The following is a 22,688-nucleotide window of genomic DNA, read 5'->3' as shown; positions in this document are numbered from 1 at the left end:
CTCGCTACCACCAGCTGGTGATCGCCCCGATCTGGCGGCCGAGCTCGGGGGCGAGCGAGCGCGCGTAGCTCGCGGTCAGGTGGTGTTCGTCGCGGTAGATGAGCACATTGCCCTCGACGACCCGGCACCGCTGTGGCCTGCACACGGCATCGGAGAGGTCGAGCAGGTAGACGTTCGGGTACCCGGCCGCCGGTTCCTCGGCCGGGTCACGGTCGGCGAGCGCGTCGGCGCGGTCCAGCCCGCAGCTGTCGGGATCGCCGCGGTGGGCCAGGCAGTCGGTGGCGCGGTAGAGCACGCCGTCGCGGCGCAGCCGCGGAGTATCGCGCAGCGCCAGCACATTCAGGCCGCGGTCCTGCATCGCCGACCACACCTCGAGGTATTCGCCGGGCACCTCGTCTCCCAGACCGTCCTTGCGATACCGCGTCGACAGCGTGAGCACCCAGTCCGGTGGCTCGGCGGCCAGCCGGTCGAGCACCTCCACCGACCATTCGTGGCATTCGGGGAACGGCCATTCGGCATACGACGGCTGATCGGCGAGCGTGACCGGGCACCCTTCCTTGAGATAGGAGACCACCCGGATGCCGTGCTCGGCGCCGAGCAGTTCCAGCGCGGGAATCCAGTGCTCGGAGTGCGATCCGCCGACCACCGCGATCGAGCGGGTGGCGGTGTGGTCGCCGTAGGTACAGGTGCGGACCTCGCGGTTGGGGGTGATGCAGCCGTCGGTCGTCGGCGGCGGCGAGTCGGCCTGCCCTTCGAACACGGTGGGGCGCATCGGCTCCGGCGAGTACTCCGCGCCGGACAGCAGGGCGGCCGCTCCCGGATACCGGTCCGCGTCGAGTGCCTGCGGCGGCACCGCCGGATTGGCCCGCAGCACCAGCTGCCAGCCCAGGGCCGAGGCGAGAACGGCGACGGCGAGCGCGCCGACCAGCACACCCGTCGGCCGATGGCTGCCGACGGGGCTGTCCTGACCGGTGGGCGGCAGCCGCAACGGCATCTCGATCAGGCGGGTGGTGACGTAGGCGAGCACCAGCGAGACGCCGATCACGACCAGTCCGTCGGCCAGCCCGGCATGCGCGCGGCCGGATTCGGCCAGATAGAAGATGAGAATCGGCCAGTGCCACAGATACAGCGGATAGGCGATGGCACCGAGTTCGGTGCAGACCCGCCCGGCCAGCACCCGATTCGGCCACGCCGCCGCACCGGCGACACCGAATCCGGAGGCGATCACCAGGCAGGCCGCGGCCACCGGCCACAGCGCCGCCACCCCGGGAAACTGGATGGCGCCGTCGAAGATCGGACCGCAGGACAGCACCATCAGCAGACCCACCGCGGCGGCGAGTCCACGCACCCGCCGCGGCAACCGCAGCCACGGCGCGGCGACGGCCAGCGCCGCACCGGCCAGCAGTTCCCAGCCGCGCGCGACGCTGTCGTAATAGGTCCACGCCTGATGCTGCGCGGAGCCGGACGCGGCGTACCAGAACGAGAGCAATCCCACCCCGGTCAGCACCATCAGCAGCGCGGGCCGACCGGCCGCGCCGCGCCGTCGCAGCCACGCCCACCCGGCCAGGACCGCGAGGATCACCAGATAGAACTGGCCCTGCACCGACATCGACCACAGGTGCTGCAACGGGCTGACCGACGGATCGGGCGCCAGGTAGTCGAGTTCGGCGGTCGCGAGATACCAGTTCTGGACATAGAACATCGAGGCCAGCGTCTGCGCCGCCGTCTCACCCAGCTGGGTGTACGGGCGCAGGGCGACCGTGGCGAGCACGATCGCCGCCAGCACCACCACCAGCGAGGGCATCAGCCGGCGCGTGGTTCGCCGCGCGGTCACCCGGGCGGACACACCACCACGTCGTTCGACCCCGCGCACCACCGCGCCGGTGAAGAAGAAGCCCGACAGCACGAGAAAAACGTCGACCCCACCGGACACCCGGCCCGCCCACACATGGAACGCCACGACCAGCGCGATCGCGACGCCACGCAATCCGTCCAGGTCCTGCCGCCGCCCGGCCGTGGGGACGACGGGTCGACGTGGGACCGCCGTCTCCGGCGCACCCGCGGACGCGAACTGAACTTTCGGCACGAACGACCCCAACGATTCGGCCCCCACAGCACACAGCGGAGGTTGTTTCCCGGCAAGTAACCATCAATTTGCCGTAGCGTCACGTGGGAAGCAAACCGCCGGGCCGTGTCCGGGACCCGCGATGTGGGTCGCTAGTCCGCTCGCCAGGGCATCGTCACCAGGATGGCCGCGTCGGATTCGTCGAGGTCGATGTCGAATACCTCGGTCAGCACCTTGGGCAGTTCGCCCGGTTCGAGTTCCCGCGAATGCGCGGTGCCGTCGGGATATTCGGCGGTCAGGGTCACATCGTCGAGAACGTGATGGACCTCGGGCAGGAACCGCTGCAGGAAGGGGCGGGTGGTGAACGGCGATCGCGGCGACGTCGAGACGAAGTGGTTGCCGACGGCGTAGTCGATCCGGTACTGCGGGTTCTCGGTGAAGGTGTAGCGATCGATCCAGCCGTCGCGGCCGAATTGGAACAGCACCCACAGGGCGCCGTCGGTGTCGTCGGCGCGGCGCTCGAGCCGGTAGCGCCAGTCGCCGAGGGTGAATTCACCACGCCCGTCGACCAGTTCGAAGGGCTCGAGCGGGCCGAAGCCGAAGCCGACGTCGCAGATCCAGACGCGATCGTCGTCCGGTGTCGTCACCCGCAGCAGGGCGTGCGTGGCGGGCCGGATCGCCCCGGTGGCGAGCGCGCCGTAGGTGACCCGGCCGCTCAGCCCGGAGACACCGAACCCGAACCGTTCCAGCACGGCGGCGAACACGCCGACGTTCTCGAAGCAGTAGCCGCCGCGGCGGCGCCGGATCAGCTTGTCCTGGAGCGCGTCCAGCTCGAGCGGGATCCCGCGCCCGAGAATGATCTCGAGATTCTCGAACGGGATCGTCGTGGTGTGGCCGCGAACCAGCGCGCGCAGGGTGTCGACGGAGGCGGTGCGCGGTCCGTCGTAGCCGATCCGGGCCAGGTAGGCATCCAGGTCCAGGTCCTCACCCAGCCAGCGGTCATCTCGTCGCGTATCAGCCTCGGTCATATTTCGCACAACCGCAGTGTGGCGATCCTTGTTCCCCTTGCCTCATGCCCCGATTGCCCGCCGTCCTGGTACGCCGGACCCACCGGGCCGGCCCGTCACGCGACCGTCGCGACCGCGCCCGCGGACGCGACGGTCCTCCACTCAGCCCAGCGCGACTTCCGACCCGCGGTGCAGCTGCACCGGGGCGGTCTTGTTCGCGGTGTCGGCGTTGATGCCCTTCGCGGCCGGATTCGCCTGTTCCAGTTGCGGTTTGCGATCGAGCAACGTCGTGGTGAGCACACATGCCAGATTCGCGTCGAGGTCGTCGCGGACGACGAGCAGGTTGGGCACCACGATGGTCGGTACATCGGCGGCGAGGCCGTAGGTGGCGGCGGGGATGGCCGCCGTCTCGTACACCGGGTTGATCTCCTTCAGCTTGGGCAGCACCCCGGTGATGTCGAGGAAACGGACCTTGTCCCTGGCGGTGGTGAACAGGTCGGTGATGCCGGGGGTCGGCAGGCCGCCCGACCAGAACATCGCGTCGATGGAGCCGTCCTTGAGCCCGTCGACGGTTTTGGTCAGGTCGAGGCGCTGCGCGGAGACATCGCTGTCGGGGTTGAGCCCCGCGGCGTGCAGCACGCGCTGCGCGATGACCTCGGTGCCCGATTTGGGCGACCCGGTGGACACCCGCTTGCCGCGCAGGTCGGCCAACGAGTTGATGCCCGCGTCGGCGCGCACGATCACCTGGGTGTAGTTGTCGTAGAGCCGGGCCAGCGCGCGCACCGGCTGCGGGCTGGTGAAGCTGCCCTTGCCCTGCACGGCGTCGGCGGCGGAGTCTGCCAGCGAGAAACCGACCTGGTAGGTGCCGCCCACGACCTGCTGGATGTTCTGCACCGACGCGCCGGTCTCGGCGGCGGTCGCCTTGACCGTGCCGCCGGTGGCGGCCGAGACCTGCTCGGCATAGGCATTGCCCAGCGCGAAATAGACGCCGGTCGCGTTGCCGGTGGCGATGCCGATCCTGGTGTCCTGCTTCACTTCACAGGTCACCTCGCCACCGGCGTCGGCAGTCGGGGTGTCCTGACGCCCACCGCATCCGGTGAGCAAGGCGGCCGCGGCGGATACCGCGACCACGGCGACAACTGTTCTGACCATGGGGTCCCTCTCGTCGGAGCTGATGTCCACAGATCACGGTGTGCCCGTGGCTGTTCGGCGTCGCATCCGGTCGACGACGCCCGCGAGCACGGCGACGAGCAGCATCGCGAGCCCGATTCCGGTCGCGGTCGGATCCGGGTAGAGCAAGGTCAGACCGGCCACCGCGGCCAGCCCGCGCGGAACAGGCCCGACCGCGCCGATACCGAACAGCCAGCCACCCGTCGCCGCCGCCAGCGCCGCCACCCCGACACAGGCGGCCGCGCTCACCCACAGCACGTCGAGCAGGGCGCCGCGACCGAGCAGATACTGGCCGGAGTCGGTGAGCACGAACATCAGCGGCACCAGGAACGCGGGCAGCGCGTACCGCAGGGCCGCCCACATGGTCGGCATGGCCTTCGCTCCGGTGACCGCGGCCGCGCCGACAGCGGCCAGCGCGGTCGGCGGCGTCACTTCCGAGAGCACCGAGAAGTAGAAGACGAACATCGCGGCCGCGGGCGCGGCGACGTCCAGGTCGAGCAGGGCGGGCCCGATGATCACCCAGCCGATGACGAACGACGCCGTCACCGGCACCGCCAGCCCCAGCAGCGACAGGGCGATCGCCGCCAGCACCGCGGTGGTCGCCAGGACGACGGCGGGGTCGTCGGACAGCACCGAACCGGCCCGCACCAGCAACGACGCCAGTTGCGCGCCGAGGCCGGTCTTGGTGGTCATCGCCGTGATCACGCCCGCCGCCGCGCACACCGCGACCACGGGCAGCGCCGAGCGCATGCCGAGCGACAGTGCCCGCAGGGCCTCGAGCACGAACTGCCCGGCCTCCTGCCCCTGCGTGATGTTCGAGTCGGCGCTCGGAACAGCCTGTCCGCCGGGCACTTTCGCGTTCTCGCCGCCCGATGCCGCCCGTGCGCGCAGCATCCGGTCCGGCACGGCCAGGATCAGGGCGAGCACCGTGGCGTAGACGACAGCGCGGGTCGCACTCATCCCGGCCAGCAGCAGCACGACGATCACGATCAGCGAGGAGAAGTGATACCCGAAGCGCCCCAGCAGTTTCCACCACGGCGTCGGCAGCGGTCCGTCGGCGAGGTCGGCGGGCGCGCGTCCCTCGGCGTGGATGCGCCGGGCATCGATCTCGACCGACAGCAGGATGCCGAGGTAGTAGAGCAGCGTCGGGATCAGCGCCCAGCCGAGCACCGTCACATACGACACGTCGAGGTACTCGGCGACGATGAACGCCGCCACGCCCAGTGTCGGTGGCGACAGGATCGCACCGACACCCGCCGCGGCGAGCATGCCGCCCGCCTGTTCGGGCCGGTAGCCCGCCCGGCGCAGGATCGGCCAGGTGACGGCGCCGGTGCTCACCGCCGTCGCGGTACCCGACCCGGAGACCGTGCCGAGCAGGAACCCCGACACCACCGCGGTGCGTCCCGCCGCGCTGTGCGAGCGCCGGAACAGCGAGACCGACAGATCGACGAAGAACCGTGCGGCACCGGAGAATTCGAGGACAGCACCGTAGAGGGTGAACAACACGATGTAGCTGGCCGCCACGTCCAGCGGCGTGCCGTAGAAGCCGCTGCCGGAGTTGTAGAGGGCGTCGACGATCTGGTCGACGTCGAGTCCGGCGTGCGCGATCGCCCAACTCTGTGGCAGCAGTCCGCCGTAGTAGCCGTAGGCGAGGAACACCAGGCACACCGCGGGCAGGATGATCCCGGTGGTGCGCCGACACGCCTCGAGCACCAGCACCAGCAGTAGCGCGCCCATCACCACATCCAGTGGCGCCAGCATCCCCTGCCGGTCGAGGAACGCGTTGTAGCCACCGCCCGCGTCACCGATCCGCAGCGGCAGGATCGGGTACAGGCACACCAGCAGCGCGATCGCGGCCAGCACCCAGTCGAGCACGGCGGGACCGTCGGCGCGATCGAGCCTGCCCCACCAGGACCGGTAACTCAGATACACCAGCGGCAGCGCGACCGCGAGAAACACCACCAGGTAGTACTGACTGCCCTGCGCCAGCGGCCGGAACACCTGCCACACCGCCAGCAGTGCCAGCCCGAGCGCGACCACGGCGACCAGCCCGCCCGCGAACCCGGACAGCACCCGCGCGGGCCGCTCCTCGTCGTCCACGCCCAGATCAGCGGCAGTGACGACCGGTGGCGCTGAGCTCATGAGCGGACCATAGCAACGGGATTCGCGCGTCGGAGTGGAAACGACGACCGCACGGTCTGCACAAAATGGACATTTCGCATCGGTGGATTCGGCTGCCGATCAACGCCGCGCACCTGCGCACGGCAAGACTGTCGGTGCCCACGCCTACGATCCGGGCATGCTCTCGATCGACGTCGCGCAGCGACGCGCACGCTTGGCGACCCGGCATCGTCTCGCGCCATCGGCCCGCTCGACCGACCCCGTCGATATCGCCCGCTCGATGGTGGTGCTGCACGCCACCGATCCGGCGACGGTGTACCTGTCGGTCGGCGCGCGCGGCATCGATCTCACTCCGGCGAATGTCGAGAAGGCGCTCTACGACGACCGCACCCTGCTGCGGCTGCTCGCCATGCGCCGCACCATGTTCGTCGCGCCGACCGAGTTGCTGCCGGTCCTGCAGGCAAGCACCTGCGACGCGCTCGCCCACAAGCAGCGGCGCGCCTACGGCCGCTATATCGAGCAGGCCGGGGTCGTCGACGGCGACATCCAGTCCTGGCTCAGCGATGTCGAGGCCGAGACGCACGCCGCGCTGCTCGCCCGCGGGACGGCGACCGGCGTGCAGTTGAGCAAGGACGTGCCGCGCCTGCGCACCCAGATCGACACGTCGCCAGGCAAGTCGTATTCGAAGCCGACCAGCATCACCACCTGGGTTCTGGTGGTGCTCGGGGCCGAGGGCCGGATCGTGCGCGGGCGACCGAACGGCAGCTGGGCCAGCAGCCAGTACACCTGGGCGCCGGTCGAAACCTGGCTGCCGCAAGGGTTCTCCCCCATGCCGGCCGAGCAGGCCCGGGTGGAGCTGGTGCGGCAGTGGCTGCGCGCCTTCGGCCCCGCCCCGATCACCGACCTGAAGTGGTGGACCGGCTGGACCCTCGGCGAGGTCCGAAAAGCCTTGGCAGACCTGGATACCGTCGAGGTAGACCTCGACGGAGTCACCGGCATCCTTCTCGCCGACGACCTCGCCCCGGTCCCCGACCCCGAGCCCTGGGCCACCCTGCTCCCCGCCTTGGACCCCACGCCCATGGGCTGGCAGTCCCGCGACTGGTTCCTCGGCCCGCACGCCCCCGCCCTCTTCGACCGTAACGGCAACATCGGCCCCACCATCTGGGCCGACGGCCGCATCGTCGGCGGCTGGGCCCAACGCTCCGACGGCGAAGTGGTCACCCGGCTCCTCGAGGATGTCGGCGCCGACACCCGGAAGCTGATCGACGCCGAAATAGACCGCACCACAACATGGTTCGGCGACATACGCGCCATTCCCCGCTTCCGCACGCCGCTACAACGTGAACTGACCGCCTGATCTGCACCTCACCGAGCAGGAACTTCCCGATCGCGAGTCCTTCCTCGGCCTCCGGTGACTCGATCGCCTGGCCGGGCACGAGAGCATGACGCACGACCAGCGGCGTCTCCCCCACGATCCGTGGAATCCGGCAACGGCAACGGCAGAAACGGTGTCAGCCAGGGCATCAACCGGGTTTCGGGCCGGAGTGGAAGCCGATCGATCTGCAGTGGGTAGCTACCGATCGTCGGCGAGGTAGCTGTGCTCACGGTGTCCGTCACCGGGTTCGAGTCGATGTGTTCGATTCAGCTCGCGACGCTGAATCTTGCCTGTGGCCGTCTTCGGGAGTTCGTCGACGATGCGGATCGTGCGGGGCTTCTTGTAGGCCGCGAGCCGTTCCGAGGCGAAGGCCAGCAACGCTGCGGGGCTGGTTACGGCATCGGGGTTGAGGGATACGAATGCCACGACGATCTCTCCTCGGTAGGGGTCGGGTTCACCGATTACCGCGGCCTCTCGTACTGCTGGGTGTTCGTACAGGATGTCCTCCACCTCGCGGGGCCAGACTTTGAAGCCCGAAACGTTGATCTGATCCTTGATCCGGTCGACGAGATAGATCCAGCCGGAGTCGTCCTGCATCGCGGCATCGCCGGTTCGGAGCCAGCCGTCATCGAAGGCTTCGGCGGTGGCCTGCGGATTACCCAGGTATCCGGGCGTGATCTGGGGTCCCCGCAACTGCAGCTCGCCGACGCCTCCTGTGCCCAGGATGACGCCGTCGCGTCCGACGATGCGGGTCTGGATCGCGGCCATGGGAACACCGATGGCCAGGGTCGCGCTACCTGGGTCGGTGGGTGCGATTGCGCCCGCGGGCACAGCAATGGCAGTCGAGGCAGTCTCGGTCATGCCGTAGACGTTGTGGATGTAGATCCCGAAGCGCCGCGCGAACATCTCGATAGTCGCGGGCGGGATCGGGGCTCCGCCGGAGTAGACGAGCCGCAAGGACTGAAGATCCTCGGGCGCGGCATCGGCAAGAGCCAGCACTGCGTTGAACACGGTGATCGAGCCGATGGTGGTTGTCACTCGATGCCGACGAATCGCATCCAGGACCAGTTCCGGACGTGTTCTATTGATGAGCACCAACGGCATTCGGTGTAGAAGCGCGGTCACGGCGCTGGCGACTGCACCGGTGATGTGGAACAGCGGAGCGACAGCGAGGTGTCGATCGGTATCGTTCACGTTTTGCCACCGCGCGAAGTTCTGGGCCGCGGCCAGAATGTTGCGATGGGTGGCCATCGATCCCTTGGCAGGCCCCGTCGTTCCGGATGTGTAGCACAGCAGCGCAAGATCGTTCGGGCGCAGCGGTGTAGGAGTGGGTGCTTCTCCGCTCGCCGTGTCGAAGATCGAGGTGAGGTCAGCGTCTCCGATGGTCCCGAGATCGCCTTGATCAGGGAAGGCGCGAGGGTCGTTCTCCGATTGGAAGTCTCTCTCGCAGGTGGTGAGGATCCAGCCGACTCCGCTTCCCTCGACGGTCTGCCGTGTTTCGTCATGATCGACGTCTCGGCAAATGAGACCGACGGCCCTCGAATCGTCGATCAGCCGGCGCAGTTCGGCACGCCGATACATCGGATTGAGAAGCAGTGCGGCGGCACCGACCTTCCATGCCGCGAGTAGGCTGATCACGAACGCAGGAATGTTCTGCAGGTAAATCCCCACGACTTTTCCGGGACCGAGGCCACGCGCTTGAAAGGCGATAGCGAGCGCATTCGACAGGGTATCGAGATCGCCGACGGTCACACAGCCGTCGAAGTAGATCAGGGCCGTCGAATCGGGTTCGTCGCGAACACGCTCGTTCCACGCCTGCACGAGGGTGGCGGGTAAGCTGCGATGTTCGATGGGTGTCGCTTTCGGGCACCGATGGTGTCGGGAAGGCTCCGTGGACGAGGGCATGGCATTCTGGTGGTGCGGTTGGTCGTCGGCCATCACAGGGCCCTTTCCTGGCTGTTGGAACGCAGGCGGATCACCCGTTGCGGGGCCGCCCGAAACAGTCGATCGGCACCTGATTCGCCGGGTCGAGCGCATTCAGAACGTGCTGTGCGACAACGGGATCTCCGGCCGCACCGAGGTGCTCGAAGATCGATAGCGGGCACTGGTCCTGGACGACAACATTGGTGACATTGGGTGTGACCGGACCGAATCCACTCGTGAACGGCAGGACGATCTGGTCGTAGCGGGTCATGATGAACGTGTAGTCGACGGTCGCCGAATACGCTTCAGCTGAATTGACCATGTCGAGAAAGTCCGACCCTGCGGTGAGTTGCGTCAGCGTGGTGAGGCCGAGATCCGTCAACAGCTGTTCTGCCTCGTCCCGCAGACCGCGTTGTGCCAGCGCTGCACCCAGCATGGCGCCTCCGTTTGCGTGCGTCCCATTGTTGAGTGGTGTCACGTTCACCGACTTGGCGACTTTGTCCGTACCGCCGAGAAACTTGATGTACCAGCGAAGCATCAGGGTGCCGGCGGAATGCCCCACGAAGTCGACGCGGTGGGCGCCGGTCTCGGCGAGCACGCGATCCACGAACGGAGCGAGTTCGGTAGTGGCCGAGTCGATCATGGACCGCATACCCGGCACGGTATTCAGCGGTGGGGGGAGTCGTGAATCCATGCCGTAGTTGAGAGAGAAGACGCAGTATCCGTTGTTGGCCAGCAACGGTGCGATGGTGACCCAGCTCGCGGCCTGAGTGGCGGTCATCCCGTGCAGCAGGATGACCGGTTCCGGGTGCTCGGGCCCCGGACGGCAGTTCCAATCGTTGGCGCCGGCCGGGGACGAGTGGTCGTTGAACAACGACATGCCCGCGAGGCCGTAAGGCACTGGATAGGAAGGTGTTGCGGTAGCGGGTCCGGCGAGTGCGACGGCAGCGGAACACACTGCGGCCAGGGCGAGCCCGCACGACAGCACACGGCGGTGAAAAGGGGTGGTTGTCATCAGGAATCCTGTAGCGTCGTTGCTCAGAACTGTTGCCCCCGAAGCTTGGAGGCAGGTTCTCTGACCTGGATCAGTTCGGGAGTGGAACGCCGAGCAAGCCGTGGCCGCCATACCAGACCGGGCCGACGTTGAGCCGGTCGGGATAGCGAGCGGTCACCTCGTCGAAGAACTCTTGTGGGGTCGGTTTTTGTTCGAGCAGCGCTCGTGCATCTCGCAGATATCGGCGGGTCTGGTCGATGATGGCGGGGTCGTCGGGCAGGGCCCGATTCTTGTGGCCTGCGACCACCGCCTGTGGTGCGAGGGCGTCGACGAGGTCCAGCGCAGCCAGCCAGGCATCGAATCCGTGCCCGTCGGAGCCGGTTTCGAGCAGCATCTGGTGAACACCGTTGTAGACGACGTCGCCGGCGACGACCAAGCCGATCGAAGGTACGTGGAGCACAGTGGTGGCGTCGGTATCGGAGTGACCGACCTCGACGGGGACGAGTTTGTGACCTTCGAGGTCGATCCCGTTCTCGTGGATCGGCCGGTAGATGAGCGGGGACTCCGGGATGAGGCCGGGAAAATCCGAATCCCACACGTATTCGCGCAATTGGACGTTTCTGGCCATCACCTCGATGGTGCCCTCGGTGGCATACGGGATCGCGCTCGGGAATCGTTCGAGCAGGGCGGCGGTGCCGAACCAGTGGTCGCCGTGGCCGTGGGTGGCGTAGATGTGGGTCAGATTCTTGCCGAACCCGGCGATCCAGTCGCCTACCTGCTGGATCTGGTCGTAGGTGAACGGCGGATCGACCAGCGCCGCATCGTTCTCGCCGATGATCAAGGTTGTGGCCAGTGGAGAGGAGGTGATGGCGCTGCCGTCCGGCAGGCGTTCGGGGCGCGAGCGTACGACGCCGTCGCTGACGAACACTTCGTAACGCAAGGCAGTCATGATGTTGGGTCCTTTTCAGCGGGCTCGGGAGAGCGTTGGTGGTCGAGCTGGTAGGGAATGAGTTCGGTCAGGAACTGTTCGATATGGGTCATGACCTCGTCGGGAGATTCGCGCGGGCCCAGATGTCCGGCGTGGGGAAGGATCTTCAGCCGGGCGCCGGGTATGCGTCGAGCCAGTTCCTGGGCATGGTGACGGCCGAACTGGCGATCTTCTGCGCCGTCGAGGACCAGGGTGGGCACGGAGACTTCGTGAAGCCTGGCGGAGACGTCAGTGCGATCGGCCAGGACCGACCGCATCGCCCGGGACAGTCCGATGCGGTCGAGACGATCGACGCCTGCGGCGATCTCACCGGCCAGTTCTGGGCCCCGGCGCTGGGTGGTTTCGCCGAGCATGCCGGCCGCCACGAGTCTGCCGGGACCTCCGGGTACTCCGACCCGGACAAGTGCGGCCATGAGCCGATCGCGCTCGCGCGCGGCCAACGGCATCCGGAGTGCGCTGGTATTGGACAACACGAGCCCGGTGACACGTTCGGGATCCGACAGCGCCATCCGTAAGGCGACGAAACCTCCCCACGACAATCCCAGGACCACGGCGCGGTCCACGTCGGCAGCATCGAGGATCTGAAACGCCGCATCGGCGCACTCCTCCATGGTGAAGCGGCGCGCGGCAGGTGCACTCTCCCCGGTGCCATAGGGATCGACAAGCAAGGTACGTGCGTCGAGACGGTGCAGACCGGCGAGCTGTGCGCCCCAACTGGTCCGGCCATCGGTGAACAAGCTCGGCCACAGCAACGTCGTAGGCCGATCCGCTGGGCCTGCGTCGTGCACGTGGAGTTCGCCGAGCGCTGTCGGTACCAGCAGAGAGCGGGCTGGTGTCGGCATCACAGGTAACTCTCGAACCAGTTCAGTGCTGTGCTGCTCCCGAACTCATACCCGTCGAAGTAGATGCCGTAGTGCGTGATTGCGGGCACGACGTGATAATCGACGGTGACACCGTTGGCTCGGAGGATCGTCGCGGCGTTCTGACCATTGTCGGCGGTCGGGTACAGCTCCTCCTGTCCGGCGTCGATGATGAGGGTCGGCATCCGCAACCGGTCAACCTGTGTCAGCGGATCGAAACGTGCCAGCGCCGCCAGATACGGGGTGCCATCCGAGTCGGGGAACCGGTCGACATCCTGTGGAATAGCCGGGAAATCGCCACGCGCGGTGGCAATCGCGCGCTGCTGGGCAAGCCCCCACGCAGGCGTCCTGGACAGGGCGATCGCCGGGACCTGCACGACCAGCGCGCTGACGCGCGGATCGTTCGCGGCGACGTAGATCGCGATGCCACCACCGAAGCTGGTGCCCCACAACCCGATACGGTCGGGGTCGACGTTCGGCTCGCCTTCGAGGTAGTCCAGCGCAGCGCGGACGTTCTGGGTCCATGCCCACGGATCGATCAGATCGCGGATGAATCGGACCCGCACGGTGGCTTCGTTGTTCTCATCGAGCTCGGGGTCCTGATCGACCAATTGCAGCGGCGATCCGGAACCGAACCAACTGCCATGGGTGAAGGTCACGGCGATCATCCCGGAGGCGGCGAACAGGGCGGCGTAACGCTCGGCAGTGGATTTGCTACCTCCCCAGCCATGGCCCAGGACGACACCCGGTCGACGGGCATCAGGTGCAAGGGTGGCGGGCCGGTACACATCGGCGTCCAGGGCGATGCCGTTGCTCCAGATCGTCACCGTGTCACGAACGATGCCCTCGGGCATCACCAGCGGTGGGTACTTCGGTTCAGCCATGGCTGACAATCGCTTTCAGTGAGTGCAGTGGCCAGGTCTCGGCCAGCGTGTTCTTGTCGGTGTCGGTGGCTTGGATCCCGACCACCCGCCAGCCGGCGCCGGACTTCGCGACCTCGAAATGCACTGCCAGACGCTGGACTTCGCTCTCGTCGGCGCGTCGACGCGACCAGATCACCTCGATCGAGGCACCGGCGGGGTGATACACGGTGACACGGCGATCGGGCACGACGGTGTGGGTGTAGCCCGAATCGCGCAGGGGAGCGTGATTGATTTCCAGGAATGCGAGCACCGACGCGTTGTCCATGCACCAGAGCGACTGACCCGACGCGGCGACGTGCATCGGGGTGCCCCAATAGTCGTGAATGAATTCGGGTCCGTCTGGAGACAGACCGGCGGCGACCGCGACCCACCGCGGTAGATAGTCCTCGAAGAACCAGTTCTGTACTTCGACGCTTGCCGCCGACAACAGATCGTCAACCATGGCGGGATCCTCCTTCGCGGCCGAACCGGCCGGATGTTCAGAAATTCGGAGTGGTCTCGCGGATGCGCGACCCTCACGGCAGATGTGGAGCACGTGTCCCTACCTCGGCCGAGTTGACCCTCCGAGGGGGCAATTATTGGAACCTCTGGGTTCCTTTCTAGTATAGGAACCCATGGGTTCCATTTGTCAAGGGTGTGTTCCAGCAACGCACGCGTTGGTTGCGAAGGGTGCGATGTGGGATGGTCGGAGACATGGCAACAAGGACGGGAACGCCGGAGCGGCCTCGTGCGCGGACTGTCAGTCCGGGTCGGCCACCGAAGGCTGCGGTTGTCGCGCGGTGGCGCAATATCCTGGAGATCGCTGCGGGCGAGTTCGTCGAACACGGATACGCCCAGGCCAACATCGCGCGGATCGCGAACACCGCGGGTGTTTCCAAGAAGACGATCTACGCGCGCTGCCCCAGCAAGGATGACCTGTTGATCGCGGTGGTGAACGACCTGGCGTCACGGTCGCATGCGGCGACGACCACCGCGATGTCCGAGTGCGGGGACAATCCGCAGCAGGTGTTGACTCGTTTCGGCCGCGAGGTTGCTCAGAATTGGGTCGCGCCCGAACATCTGGGCTTCTACCGCTTGATCATCGCCGAGGTTCCGCGCTTTCCCCAGTTGGCAGCGGTGTACCGGCAGGTGATGGAGCGATTCGGAACGACGCTGGCCGACTACCTGCGTGAGCAATGCGCACAGGGCACTCTGTCGGTTCCGGACCCCGATGCCGCGTCCCGTCAGTTCGGGATGCTCGTCTACGGCGAACTTCGTGAACGAGCGTTGCTAGGTGAGACCGTTACCCAGCAGCACATCGAGGGCGTGGTGCAGCGCGCAGTGCGGGTATTCCTGGTCGGCTATTCGTCACCGCAGCACTGATCGAGGTCTGTCGGTTGGAGCAACGCGGGGCGGGCTGCTCTGACGCCTGGTCGGTCAGCCACGGGCCGAAGTTGCGAGCCCCGGCCCCGACGACATCCGACGTAGTCCGAGCGCCGGCCCACACGGCGTCGAGCGCCCGGCCACCTGCTCACATATCGAGGCCGAGGTCGAGAACGCGCACCGAGTGGGTGAGTGCGCCGATGGCGAGGTAGTCGACGCCGGTGCGGGCGTAGTCGGCGGCCTGCTCGAGCGAAAGGCCGCCCGAGGACTCGAGTTTCGTATTCGGCGCGGTCGCGTCGCGGCGCTGGACAGCGGCCTGGGTCTGCCACAGCGGGAAGTTGTCGAGCAGGACCAGCTCGACGTTCTCGGCCAGGACCGCGTCGAGCTGCTCGAGGCTGTCCACCTCCACCTCGCAGGCGATGTCGGGGGCGAGCTCGCGGACGGCGCGCAAGGCATTCACGACCGAGCCGGCGGCGACGACGTGGTTGTCTTTGATCAGCGCCGCATCGCCCAGTCCCATGCGGTGATTGACGCCGCCGCCGACGCGGACGGCGTACTTCTGCAGTGCCCGCAGCCCGGGCAGGGTCTTGCGGCTGTCGCGGATCTTGCAGTCGGTGCCGTCGACCTCGTCGACCCAGGCCGCGGTGGCGGTGGCGATGCCGGACAGGTGGCACACCAGGTTCAGCATGGTCCGTTCCGCGGTGAGCAGGCCGCGGGTCGGTGCCTCGATGCTCAGTACGGTGGTGCCGGGCTCCACCTGGGTGCCGTCGGCGACCCGGTCGGTGACGGTGTAGTTCCCGGCGCCGATCACCTCGTCGAGCACCAGCAGCCCGACATCGAGCCCGGCCACGGTCCCGTGCTGGCGCGACACCACCGAAGCCTTGCTCACCGCGTCGGCGGGCACCGTCGCGACCGTGGTGACGTCGGGTCCGTAACGCAGGTCCTCGTCGAGCGCGGTACGGATCAGCGTCAGCAGCTCGTCACGATCCAAGGCGTCATCCAGAGCCATCACTGCACTCCTGTTCTCGGGCGCACCGTGCGCCGGTTCGATCCAGCGGCGGACAAGATCCGTCCGTCGGCATTGCTTGTACGGCAACCGATTTCCACGGCACGACGGCAGCGGACAGGGCGGCGACCACCGCCGCGACGGGCACCTTCGACCACGCAGGCGACCGATACCGCGCCCTTCACCGCCACGCGACACCCTGCCGCAGGCGACTGCGTCCGGAGTTCGCCGCGCACCGGTCGGCACGGCGACGACATCCCCAGCGACAGCGCCGTCCGGTGTTCACCGCACACAGGCCGGCACCGCGACGACATCCACAGCAACGGTGGACAATTCGAGTGCAGCGTCGGCGCCGAGCCGCACCGCGGTGCTGTATCGCCGGTCCTCGACCGGGACCGGATACTCCGAGCGCGTATGGCAGCCCCGGCTCTCGGCGCGATCGGCGGCCGCGACCAGCAGCGCACGGGCGGTCAGCGTCAGCGCGGCGTCCTCGATCCGGCGCAGCGAGCACGGGGCGTCGAAAACCCCCTCGCCGGAGCCGGTTCCGTCGATCGGGTGAACAGCCCGCGGCGACGCGGCGTCCAGCGGCGAGGCCACCGACCGCGCCGCCTCGATCCGGGCCAGTGCGCTACCGAGCCCCACACCGTCACGCACGACGGAGGCGTGCTCGGTCATCACCTGCTGCACCAGGGCCCGATCGGCGAATTCCACCGTCCACGACGGGATCTCCTCGATGCGCGATCGCACACCGACCCGCTCGGCCGCCGCCGCACCGGCCCGTTCGCCCACCACCAGGCCCTCGAGCAGGCTGTTGGAGGCCAGCCGGTTCGCACCGTGCAGCCCGGTCCTGGCGACCTCGCCCGCGGCATAGAGCCCGGGAACCCCGGTCCGCCCGTGGGTGTCGGTCAGCACCCCGCCGCACTGGTAGTGCGCGCCGGGCGCGACCGGAATCAGTTGCGCCGCAGGATCGATCCCGGTGGCCAGACACGACGCGGTGATCGTCGGGAACCGCTGCGCGAAGCCGTCGATCCGGCGTGCGTCGAGAAACACGTGATCGGTCCCCGTCGCCCGCATCCGCTCCGCGATGGCTCGCGACACCACATCCCGCGGCGCCAGATCACCCCGCGGATGCACCCCCGCCGTCACCGAGTTGCCGTCGGTATCGACAAGAATCGCGCCTTCACCACGCACGGCCTCGCTGATCAACGGCCGCCTGCCCACTCCGCCGGGCGTGTAGAGCACCGTCGGATGGAACTGCACGAACTCGAGATCGGCCACCGCCGCCCCGGCCCACAGTGCCAGCGCCACACCGTCGCCGGTCGCGCCGGGCGGATTGGTACTCGAGGCGTAGAGCTGCCCGAGCCCACCGGTCGCCAGCAGCACCGCGGGCGTGTGCACGACGCCGAAACCGTTGTCCGACACCGCGACAACGCCCCGCACGCCGTCGGGGCCGGTCACCACGCGCAGCGCGGCGGCGCCGAACAGCACCGGCAGCCCGGCCGCATTGAGCGCCCGCTGCACCTCGGCACCGGTGGCGTCACCACCGGCGTGGATGATCCGGCGGGTACTGTGCCCGCCCTCGCGGGTGCGCGAGATCTGGCCGTCGCGACCGAGATCGAAGACCGCGCCGAGGTCGGTCAGCGCGGCCACCGCCGCCTGCCCGCCCGCCACGATCGAACGCACCGCGTCGGCCTCACACAGCCCGGCACCGGCTTCGACGGTGTCGCGCACGTGGGAATCGACCGAATCACCCTGTGGCGCAACGACCGCGATGCCGCCTTGGGCGTACTGCGTCGAGGTGTCGGTGGGCCCGCCCTTGCTGAGGATGAGCACCCGCAGCCCGCGCAGCGACGCCGTGCGCGCGGCCGTCAGCCCCGCGACACCCCCGCCGATGATCACCAGGTCGACCTCGGCCTCCCAGGAGACCGGAACCGTCGCCGTCATGGTCGTCTACCGGCTCGACCACGCGGCGAACAGCGCGGTCACTCCCCACCGCCGGGGTTGCCGATCGCGATCATCCGCTGCACCGAGGCGCGACCGGCCTCGGCCATCGCCAGGTCGACGTGCACCTCGTCGGCGCCCTCGACCAGGCAGCGCAGCAGCGCGGCCGGGGTGATCATCTTCATGTACTTGCAGGAGGCGCGATCGTTGACGGCCTGGAAGTCGATGCCGGGCGCTGCCTTGCGCAGCTGGTGCAGCATGCCGACCTCGGTCGCCACCAGCACCTGGTTCGACGTCGAGTTCTTCGCCGCGTCGATCATGCCGCCGGTGGACAGGATGTGCACCCGCTCGGCCGGGAACGCGCCCTCGCCCGCCAGGTAGAGCGCCGAGGTGGCGCAGCCGCACTCCGGGTGCACGAACAGCTCGGCGTCGGGGTGGGTGCGCGCCTGCTCGGTGAGCTCGTCACCGTTGATGCCGGCGTGCACGTGGCACTCGCCCGCCCAGATGTGCATGTTCTCCCGGCCGGTCTCGCGCTTGACGTGCGCGCCCAGGAACTGGTCGGGCAGGAACAGCACCTCGGTGTCGGGGTCGATCGAGGCGACCACGTCGACGGCGTTGGAGGACGTGCAGCAGATGTCGGTGAGCGCCTTCACCTCGGCGGTGGTGTTGACGTAGGACACCACCTTCGCGTCGGGGTGCTCGGCCTTCCAGGCGCGCAGCTCCTCGGCGGAGATGGAGTCGGCCAGCGAGCAGCCCGCGCGCTGATCCGGGATGAGCACCGTCTTGGCGGGGCTGAGGATCTTGGCGGTCTCGGCCATGAAGTGCACGCCGCAGAACACGATGGTGTCCTCTTCGGCTTCGGCCGCGATCCGCGACAGGGCCAGCGAGTCGCCGACGTGGTCGGCCACGTCCTGGATCTCGGGCAGCTGGTAGTTGTGCGCGAGGATCGTGGCGTTGCGCTCGCGCGCCAGCCGCCGTACCTCCTGCGCCCACTCCGGCGTCGCTTCGACACCCGTGTACCCCGCGGGTCCGTCGAAGACCGAACCCATCAGCGTCGGCTGTACGGTCGTCGTCGCCATGGTGGCTCCCTTCCTCGTGCGAACGGCTCCATCGCCGCGATTCGCACCAAACCAGGTTTTCGACTTAGAATCGAAAACGTGCCCCATAGTAACACCATCCACGAATCGCTCACCGCGGTGTTCCAGGTTCGCCGCTTCCCCGCCGAGGTTTCCGCAGGTAGCGGTGCCGCGGGCCGTTCCAGGCACCCGGAACTGGCGGTGCTGCTGTGGGAGCGGGCACTCGACCCGCAGAAGGGCACCTGGTCGCTACCCGGCGGGCGGCTACGCGACGACGAGGAGCTCGACGCCTCGGCCCGGCGCCAGCTCGCCGAGAAGGTCGACGTCCGCGAGCTGGCCCATCTGGAACAGCTCTCGGTCTTCAGCGACCCCGATCGCGTCCCGGCCCCACGCCGCATCGCCTCGGCCTACCTCGGCCTGGTCCCGCTGACCACCGAACCCGAACTCCCGCCCGACACCACCTGGCACCCGGTCTCGGCACTCCCGGACATGTCCTTCGACCACCGGACCGTCGTCGACCACGCACGCACCCGCCTGGCCGCCAAACTCTCCTACACCAACATCGCCTACGCCCTGGCCCCCGACACCTTCACCATGTCGACACTCCGCGAAATCTACTGCGCAGCACTGGGTTACGACGTAGACACGACCAACCTCCAGCGAGTCCTCTCCCGCCGCAAGGTGATCACCCCCACCGGCGACACCGCCCCCTCCGGCCGCGCGGGCGGCCGCCCCGCCGCCCTCTACCGCTTCACCGATTCCGGCCTGCGCGTCACCGACGAATTCGCCGCCCTGCGCCCGCCGACCTGATCGGAACCGTTCACTTCCCGGCGTCGGCGAGGATGCCGAACAGCAGGGCGTCGACGCCGGCGACGAACACCTCGTCGTTGGTGATCGAGCCCCGCGCGGTGGCGGGTTCGGTCGCGAACAACGCCGCGAGGTGCGGAAAGTCGCCCGGCGGCGCGGTGAGCCCGGCGCCGAGCTGCGCGGCGGACATGCCGGCCGCCTCCTGCGCGGCGAAGGTCGCGCCCCACCCGGACAGCAGGGCGATGCCCATCATGGTCGCGCCGGCGGCGAGTCCGGCGGGGGCCAGCGCACCGGCCATCCGGTCCAGGTAGCGCACCGAATTGGGGCCCATGGCCGTCGGGCCCGCCTGCGCCAGCCACGGGTGCCGGCGATGGAGGGCGCGGGACTGTTCGGCGAGGGCGAGCACATCGGCGCGCACATCACCGGTGGTGGCCGGGTAGTCGTATTCGCCTGCCACCCGGTCGACCATGAGCGCGATCAGGTCGTCCTTGCCGTCGACATAGCGATACAGCGAGGCGGCGGCGGTGCCGAGCTCGTCGGCGACCCCGCGCATCGAGACCGCGCGCAGCCCGCCCGCGTCGGCCCGCCGCACGCAGGCGTCGGCGAGCTGGTCGAGCGTGTACGCCGGGCGCGGCCCCGGCCGGGGCGCCGCGCCGCGCGACCACAACGAGGATCCGGTGTGCGTCATACCCGTCAGCATGCCGCACGACGCCAGTTGCGAACAGTGTTAGCAGATGCGTATCCTGTAATTGCGAACACCGTTAGCAATGGAGGGAGAGATGCCGTGCATGCCATCGAAGCCACTGCATTGACCAGGACATACGGCAAGAACACCGTGGTAGACGGGGTGGACCTACAGGTGCCGACCGGCCAGGTACACGCCCTGCTCGGCCCGAACGGCTCGGGCAAGACCACCACCGTGCGCATGTTGGCGACCCTGGCGCGTCCCACATCGGGCCGCGCCACGATTCGCGGCTTCGACACCGTCGGCCAGGCCGACGACGCGAAGCGGCAACTCGGCCTGGTCGGCCAGTTCCACGCCGTCGATCCGCGCCTGACGGGGCGGCAGAATCTCGTGATGCTGGCCCGTCTCAACGGCTTCCGCGCCGCCGCGGCCCGCCGTCACGCGGCGGAACTGCTGGATCGATTCGGACTGGCCGGGGCCGCCGATCGCACGGCGGGCACCTATTCCGGCGGCATGCGCCGCAGGCTCGACATCATCGCGGGCATGATCGTGCGCCCCGCCGTGCTGTTCCTCGACGAGCCGACGACCGGGCTCGACCCGCACAGCCGCAACGAGATCTACACCTACGTGCGCGATTTCGTCACCGAGGGCACCACCGTGCTGCTCACCACCCAGTACCTCGACGAGGCGCAGCGTTTGGCCGACGCGATCACCATCCTGGAAGCGGGCCGGGTGATCGCGACCGGAACGCCGCAACAGATCCTCGCGGCCGTGCCCGCCGGGCTCGACCTGGTCGTCGCCGATCCACGCCGCCACGACGAGGTGCTGGCGATCCTCGACAGCTTCGGCGGCTCGCCGGTGGATCCCCCACCAGCACAGCAGGATTCGCCGCTGGAACTGTCTTTCACCTTCGCCGGTGAGGCCCCCGGGCTGCTCACGGTCCTGCGCGCGCTCGACGCGGCCGGCATCACCGTCCGCGATATCGGCGCCCGCACGGCCACTCTCGACGACGCGTTCCTCGCGCTCACCGGTCGCGATCGGATCGCGGCATGAGCGCCGCAGGCACCCGCGAGGTGTCCGTCTGCTCCGGTGCGTGGGTGCTGTTCGGGCGGGTGCTGACGAACTACCGCAACTCCCCCGGCCTGTTCGCGATCACCCTGGCGGCGCCGCTGGGCATGATGCTGCTGTTCGGCTTCGTCTTCGGCGGCGCGCTCGCCGGCGGCGGCGACGCCACGGCCTACCGCGCCTACCTGGTGCCCGGCGTGCTGGTCCTGGTCGGGGCCATAGGCCTGACCTCCACCGCGTCGACCGCGAATGCCGACCTGCACAGCGGTTTCACCGATCGGCTCCGCGCACTGCCGCTGTCGTCGGCCGCCGCACCGGCCGGGTTCGCACTGGCCGAGACCGTGGTCGGTGTCCTCGCGCTCGCGCTGATGTCCGGCGCGGGATACCTGCTCGGCTGGCGGGTGGACGCAGGAGTCGGCGAGGTCGCGGCGGCGATCGCACTGTTGCTGGCGTTCCGCTGGGTCCTGGCCTGGCTCGGCATCGCGCTCGGCGCCACGATCAAGGACGAACAGGCGCTGCAGCAGGCGGCACCGATGATCTTCGGCGCCCTGATGTTCTCCACCGTGTTCGTCCCCGCCTCGACCATGCCCACCGGCGTCGCGACCATAGCCGAGTGGAATCCGGTCAGCGCCGTCGTCGGCGCGCTGCGCACGCTGCTCGGGTCCGATCCGGCCGCGACGGCCGGTGCGTGGCCGACCCAGCATCCAGTCCTGGCCGCATGGTTGTGGATCGCGGCCCTGTTCGCCGTCTCCGCGCCCCTCGCGATCCGCCGCTACGCGAGTTCGGCGTGAGCTACCTGTCGGTGGTCGCTGTCACACTGCTCGCATGGACAGCAACGCGGCGGACGCGAAAGAGATCACTTCTTACGACGACCCGGACGCACCGTGGAACCGGGAGTACTCGGCCGAGGAGATGGCCGGGTGGAACGACGGGGTCGTCCGAGAATTCCGGGAGAACAACGGTCGGGTCGGTGGCGACTACGCGGGGGCCACGCTGCTGCTGTTGACGACCACCGGCGCCAAAAGCGGTAAGCAGCATGTGGTTCCGCTGGGAGCGCTGTATCGCGACGACGTCTTGTATGTGAGCTCGTTCATCGAGGATCGGTATCCGGCCTGGGTCCACAATGCCAAGGCCGACCCGCGGGTGACGATCGAGTTGGGTGGGGAGAAGTTCGCGGCGACGGCCGAGGTGCTCACCGGCGCCGAATACGACGAGTTCGCCGCCTGGGCGCTGGCGGAGAATTCACTGCTGGCCGAGTATCAGGCCAAGGTGGACAAGCCGCTGCCGCTGGTGGTGCTGACCCGAATCACCGGATAGGAG

Annotated in this window: 20 protein-coding genes; 6 read left to right on the top strand and 14 right to left on the bottom strand. The window is 68.4% G+C overall.

Features of this window, described 5'->3' with window-relative positions; translation table 11 throughout:
- Window positions 1-4 precede the first annotated feature (4 nt).
- The 4 genes from ACFVAV_RS31795 to ACFVAV_RS31780 form a co-directional block, all read right to left on the bottom strand.
- Entirely contained in the window at window positions 5-2,086 is a 2,082-nt protein-coding gene (locus tag ACFVAV_RS31795; protein ID WP_379039286.1) for an acyltransferase family protein, read from the bottom strand.
- A gap of 131 nt (window positions 2,087-2,217) precedes the next feature.
- Window positions 2,218-3,093, bottom strand: a complete 876-nt coding sequence (locus ACFVAV_RS31790; RefSeq protein ID WP_379039285.1) for an arylamine N-acetyltransferase — start codon at window positions 3,091-3,093, stop codon at window positions 2,218-2,220.
- A gap of 141 nt (window positions 3,094-3,234) precedes the next feature.
- A complete protein-coding gene (locus tag ACFVAV_RS31785; protein ID WP_379039284.1) occupies window positions 3,235-4,224 on the bottom strand; it encodes a TAXI family TRAP transporter solute-binding subunit in 990 nt (329 codons plus the stop codon).
- Between the two features lie 33 nt (window positions 4,225-4,257).
- Window positions 4,258-6,384, bottom strand: coding sequence for a TRAP transporter permease (locus ACFVAV_RS31780; protein ID WP_379039283.1), 2,127 nt, complete (start codon window positions 6,382-6,384; stop codon window positions 4,258-4,260).
- Window positions 6,385-6,541: 157 nt separating this feature from the next.
- On the opposite strand from ACFVAV_RS31780, the gene ACFVAV_RS31775 reads away from it, so the two are divergent.
- Complete coding sequence (locus ACFVAV_RS31775) at window positions 6,542-7,720, top strand: winged helix DNA-binding domain-containing protein (protein WP_379039282.1); 1,179 nt, start codon at window positions 6,542-6,544, stop codon at window positions 7,718-7,720.
- A 216-nt stretch (window positions 7,721-7,936) separates the two neighbouring features.
- Here ACFVAV_RS31775 and ACFVAV_RS31770 read toward each other — a convergent pair whose 3' ends face one another.
- The 6 genes from ACFVAV_RS31770 to ACFVAV_RS31745 all read right to left on the bottom strand — a co-directional run bounded on the left by ACFVAV_RS31770 (window position 7,937) and on the right by ACFVAV_RS31745 (window position 13,868).
- On the bottom strand, window positions 7,937-9,676 hold the full coding sequence (locus tag ACFVAV_RS31770) for a class I adenylate-forming enzyme family protein (protein WP_379039281.1): 1,740 nt from the start codon (window positions 9,674-9,676) through the stop codon (window positions 7,937-7,939).
- A gap of 37 nt (window positions 9,677-9,713) precedes the next feature.
- Window positions 9,714-10,541: an esterase/lipase family protein gene (locus ACFVAV_RS31765; protein WP_379039323.1), complete on the bottom strand. Its 828-nt coding sequence runs from the start codon at window positions 10,539-10,541 to the stop codon at window positions 9,714-9,716.
- A gap of 205 nt (window positions 10,542-10,746) precedes the next feature.
- Window positions 10,747-11,604, bottom strand: coding sequence for an MBL fold metallo-hydrolase (locus ACFVAV_RS31760; RefSeq protein ID WP_379039280.1), 858 nt, complete (start codon window positions 11,602-11,604; stop codon window positions 10,747-10,749).
- The gene (locus tag ACFVAV_RS31755; protein WP_379039279.1) at window positions 11,601-12,380 is read right to left on the bottom strand and encodes an alpha/beta fold hydrolase; all 780 of its coding nucleotides are present in this window, start codon (window positions 12,378-12,380) and stop codon (window positions 11,601-11,603) included. Before ACFVAV_RS31755 ends, ACFVAV_RS31760 begins: the two co-directional genes overlap by 4 nt.
- 104 nt (window positions 12,381-12,484) lie before the next feature.
- Complete coding sequence (locus ACFVAV_RS31750; protein ID WP_379039278.1) at window positions 12,485-13,387, bottom strand: alpha/beta hydrolase; 903 nt, start codon at window positions 13,385-13,387, stop codon at window positions 12,485-12,487.
- The gene (locus ACFVAV_RS31745) at window positions 13,380-13,868 is read right to left on the bottom strand and encodes a hypothetical protein (protein WP_379039277.1); all 489 of its coding nucleotides are present in this window, start codon (window positions 13,866-13,868) and stop codon (window positions 13,380-13,382) included. Before ACFVAV_RS31745 ends, ACFVAV_RS31750 begins: the two co-directional genes overlap by 8 nt.
- Before the next feature lie 194 nt (window positions 13,869-14,062).
- Here ACFVAV_RS31745 and ACFVAV_RS31740 point away from each other — a divergent pair, with 194 nt between their 5' ends.
- A complete protein-coding gene (locus tag ACFVAV_RS31740) occupies window positions 14,063-14,788 on the top strand; it encodes a TetR/AcrR family transcriptional regulator (RefSeq protein ID WP_379039276.1) in 726 nt (241 codons plus the stop codon).
- 148 nt (window positions 14,789-14,936) lie between these two features.
- Here the strand turns inward: ACFVAV_RS31740 and nadC are convergent, their stop codons facing one another.
- The 3 genes from nadC to nadA form a co-directional block, all read right to left on the bottom strand.
- The gene (gene nadC, locus ACFVAV_RS31735) at window positions 14,937-15,797 is read right to left on the bottom strand and encodes a carboxylating nicotinate-nucleotide diphosphorylase (RefSeq protein WP_379039275.1); all 861 of its coding nucleotides are present in this window, start codon (window positions 15,795-15,797) and stop codon (window positions 14,937-14,939) included.
- 279 nt (window positions 15,798-16,076) lie between these two features.
- Window positions 16,077-17,738 carry an L-aspartate oxidase gene (locus ACFVAV_RS31730; RefSeq protein WP_379039274.1) on the bottom strand — a complete coding sequence of 554 codons (1,662 nt, stop codon included), beginning with the start codon at window positions 17,736-17,738 and terminating at the stop codon, window positions 16,077-16,079.
- 38 nt (window positions 17,739-17,776) lie between these two features.
- Window positions 17,777-18,814 (bottom strand): quinolinate synthase NadA, encoded by a 1,038-nt coding sequence (nadA, locus tag ACFVAV_RS31725; RefSeq protein ID WP_379039273.1) that lies wholly within the window; start codon window positions 18,812-18,814, stop codon window positions 17,777-17,779.
- A gap of 78 nt (window positions 18,815-18,892) precedes the next feature.
- Here nadA and ACFVAV_RS31720 point away from each other — a divergent pair, with 78 nt between their 5' ends.
- On the top strand, window positions 18,893-19,621 hold the full coding sequence (locus ACFVAV_RS31720) for an NUDIX domain-containing protein (RefSeq protein ID WP_379039272.1): 729 nt from the start codon (window positions 18,893-18,895) through the stop codon (window positions 19,619-19,621).
- 10 nt (window positions 19,622-19,631) lie between these two features.
- Here the strand turns inward: ACFVAV_RS31720 and ACFVAV_RS31715 are convergent, their stop codons facing one another.
- Window positions 19,632-20,306: a TetR/AcrR family transcriptional regulator gene (locus ACFVAV_RS31715; protein WP_379039271.1), complete on the bottom strand. Its 675-nt coding sequence runs from the start codon at window positions 20,304-20,306 to the stop codon at window positions 19,632-19,634.
- A 96-nt stretch (window positions 20,307-20,402) separates the two neighbouring features.
- Here ACFVAV_RS31715 and ACFVAV_RS31710 point away from each other — a divergent pair, with 96 nt between their 5' ends.
- Genes ACFVAV_RS31710 through ACFVAV_RS31700 form a run of 3 tightly spaced genes read left to right on the top strand, consistent with a single transcriptional unit; the run spans window position 20,403 to window position 22,685 of the window.
- The gene (locus ACFVAV_RS31710) at window positions 20,403-21,356 is read left to right on the top strand and encodes an ABC transporter ATP-binding protein (RefSeq protein ID WP_379039270.1); all 954 of its coding nucleotides are present in this window, start codon (window positions 20,403-20,405) and stop codon (window positions 21,354-21,356) included.
- Window positions 21,353-22,159, top strand: coding sequence for an ABC transporter permease (locus ACFVAV_RS31705; protein ID WP_379039269.1), 807 nt, complete (start codon window positions 21,353-21,355; stop codon window positions 22,157-22,159). Before ACFVAV_RS31710 ends, ACFVAV_RS31705 begins: the two co-directional genes overlap by 4 nt.
- A 34-nt stretch (window positions 22,160-22,193) precedes the next feature.
- Window positions 22,194-22,685 carry a nitroreductase/quinone reductase family protein gene (locus ACFVAV_RS31700; RefSeq protein ID WP_379039268.1) on the top strand — a complete coding sequence of 164 codons (492 nt, stop codon included), beginning with the start codon at window positions 22,194-22,196 and terminating at the stop codon, window positions 22,683-22,685.
- The last annotated feature ends 3 nt before the right edge of the window (window positions 22,686-22,688 follow it).

It is taken from the genome of Nocardia sp. NPDC057663 (genome assembly GCF_042799895.1).
In the GTDB taxonomy this organism is placed as follows: Bacteria; Actinomycetota; Actinomycetes; order Mycobacteriales; family Mycobacteriaceae; genus Nocardia.
This window is presented reverse-complemented; position numbering and strand designations above follow the sequence as displayed.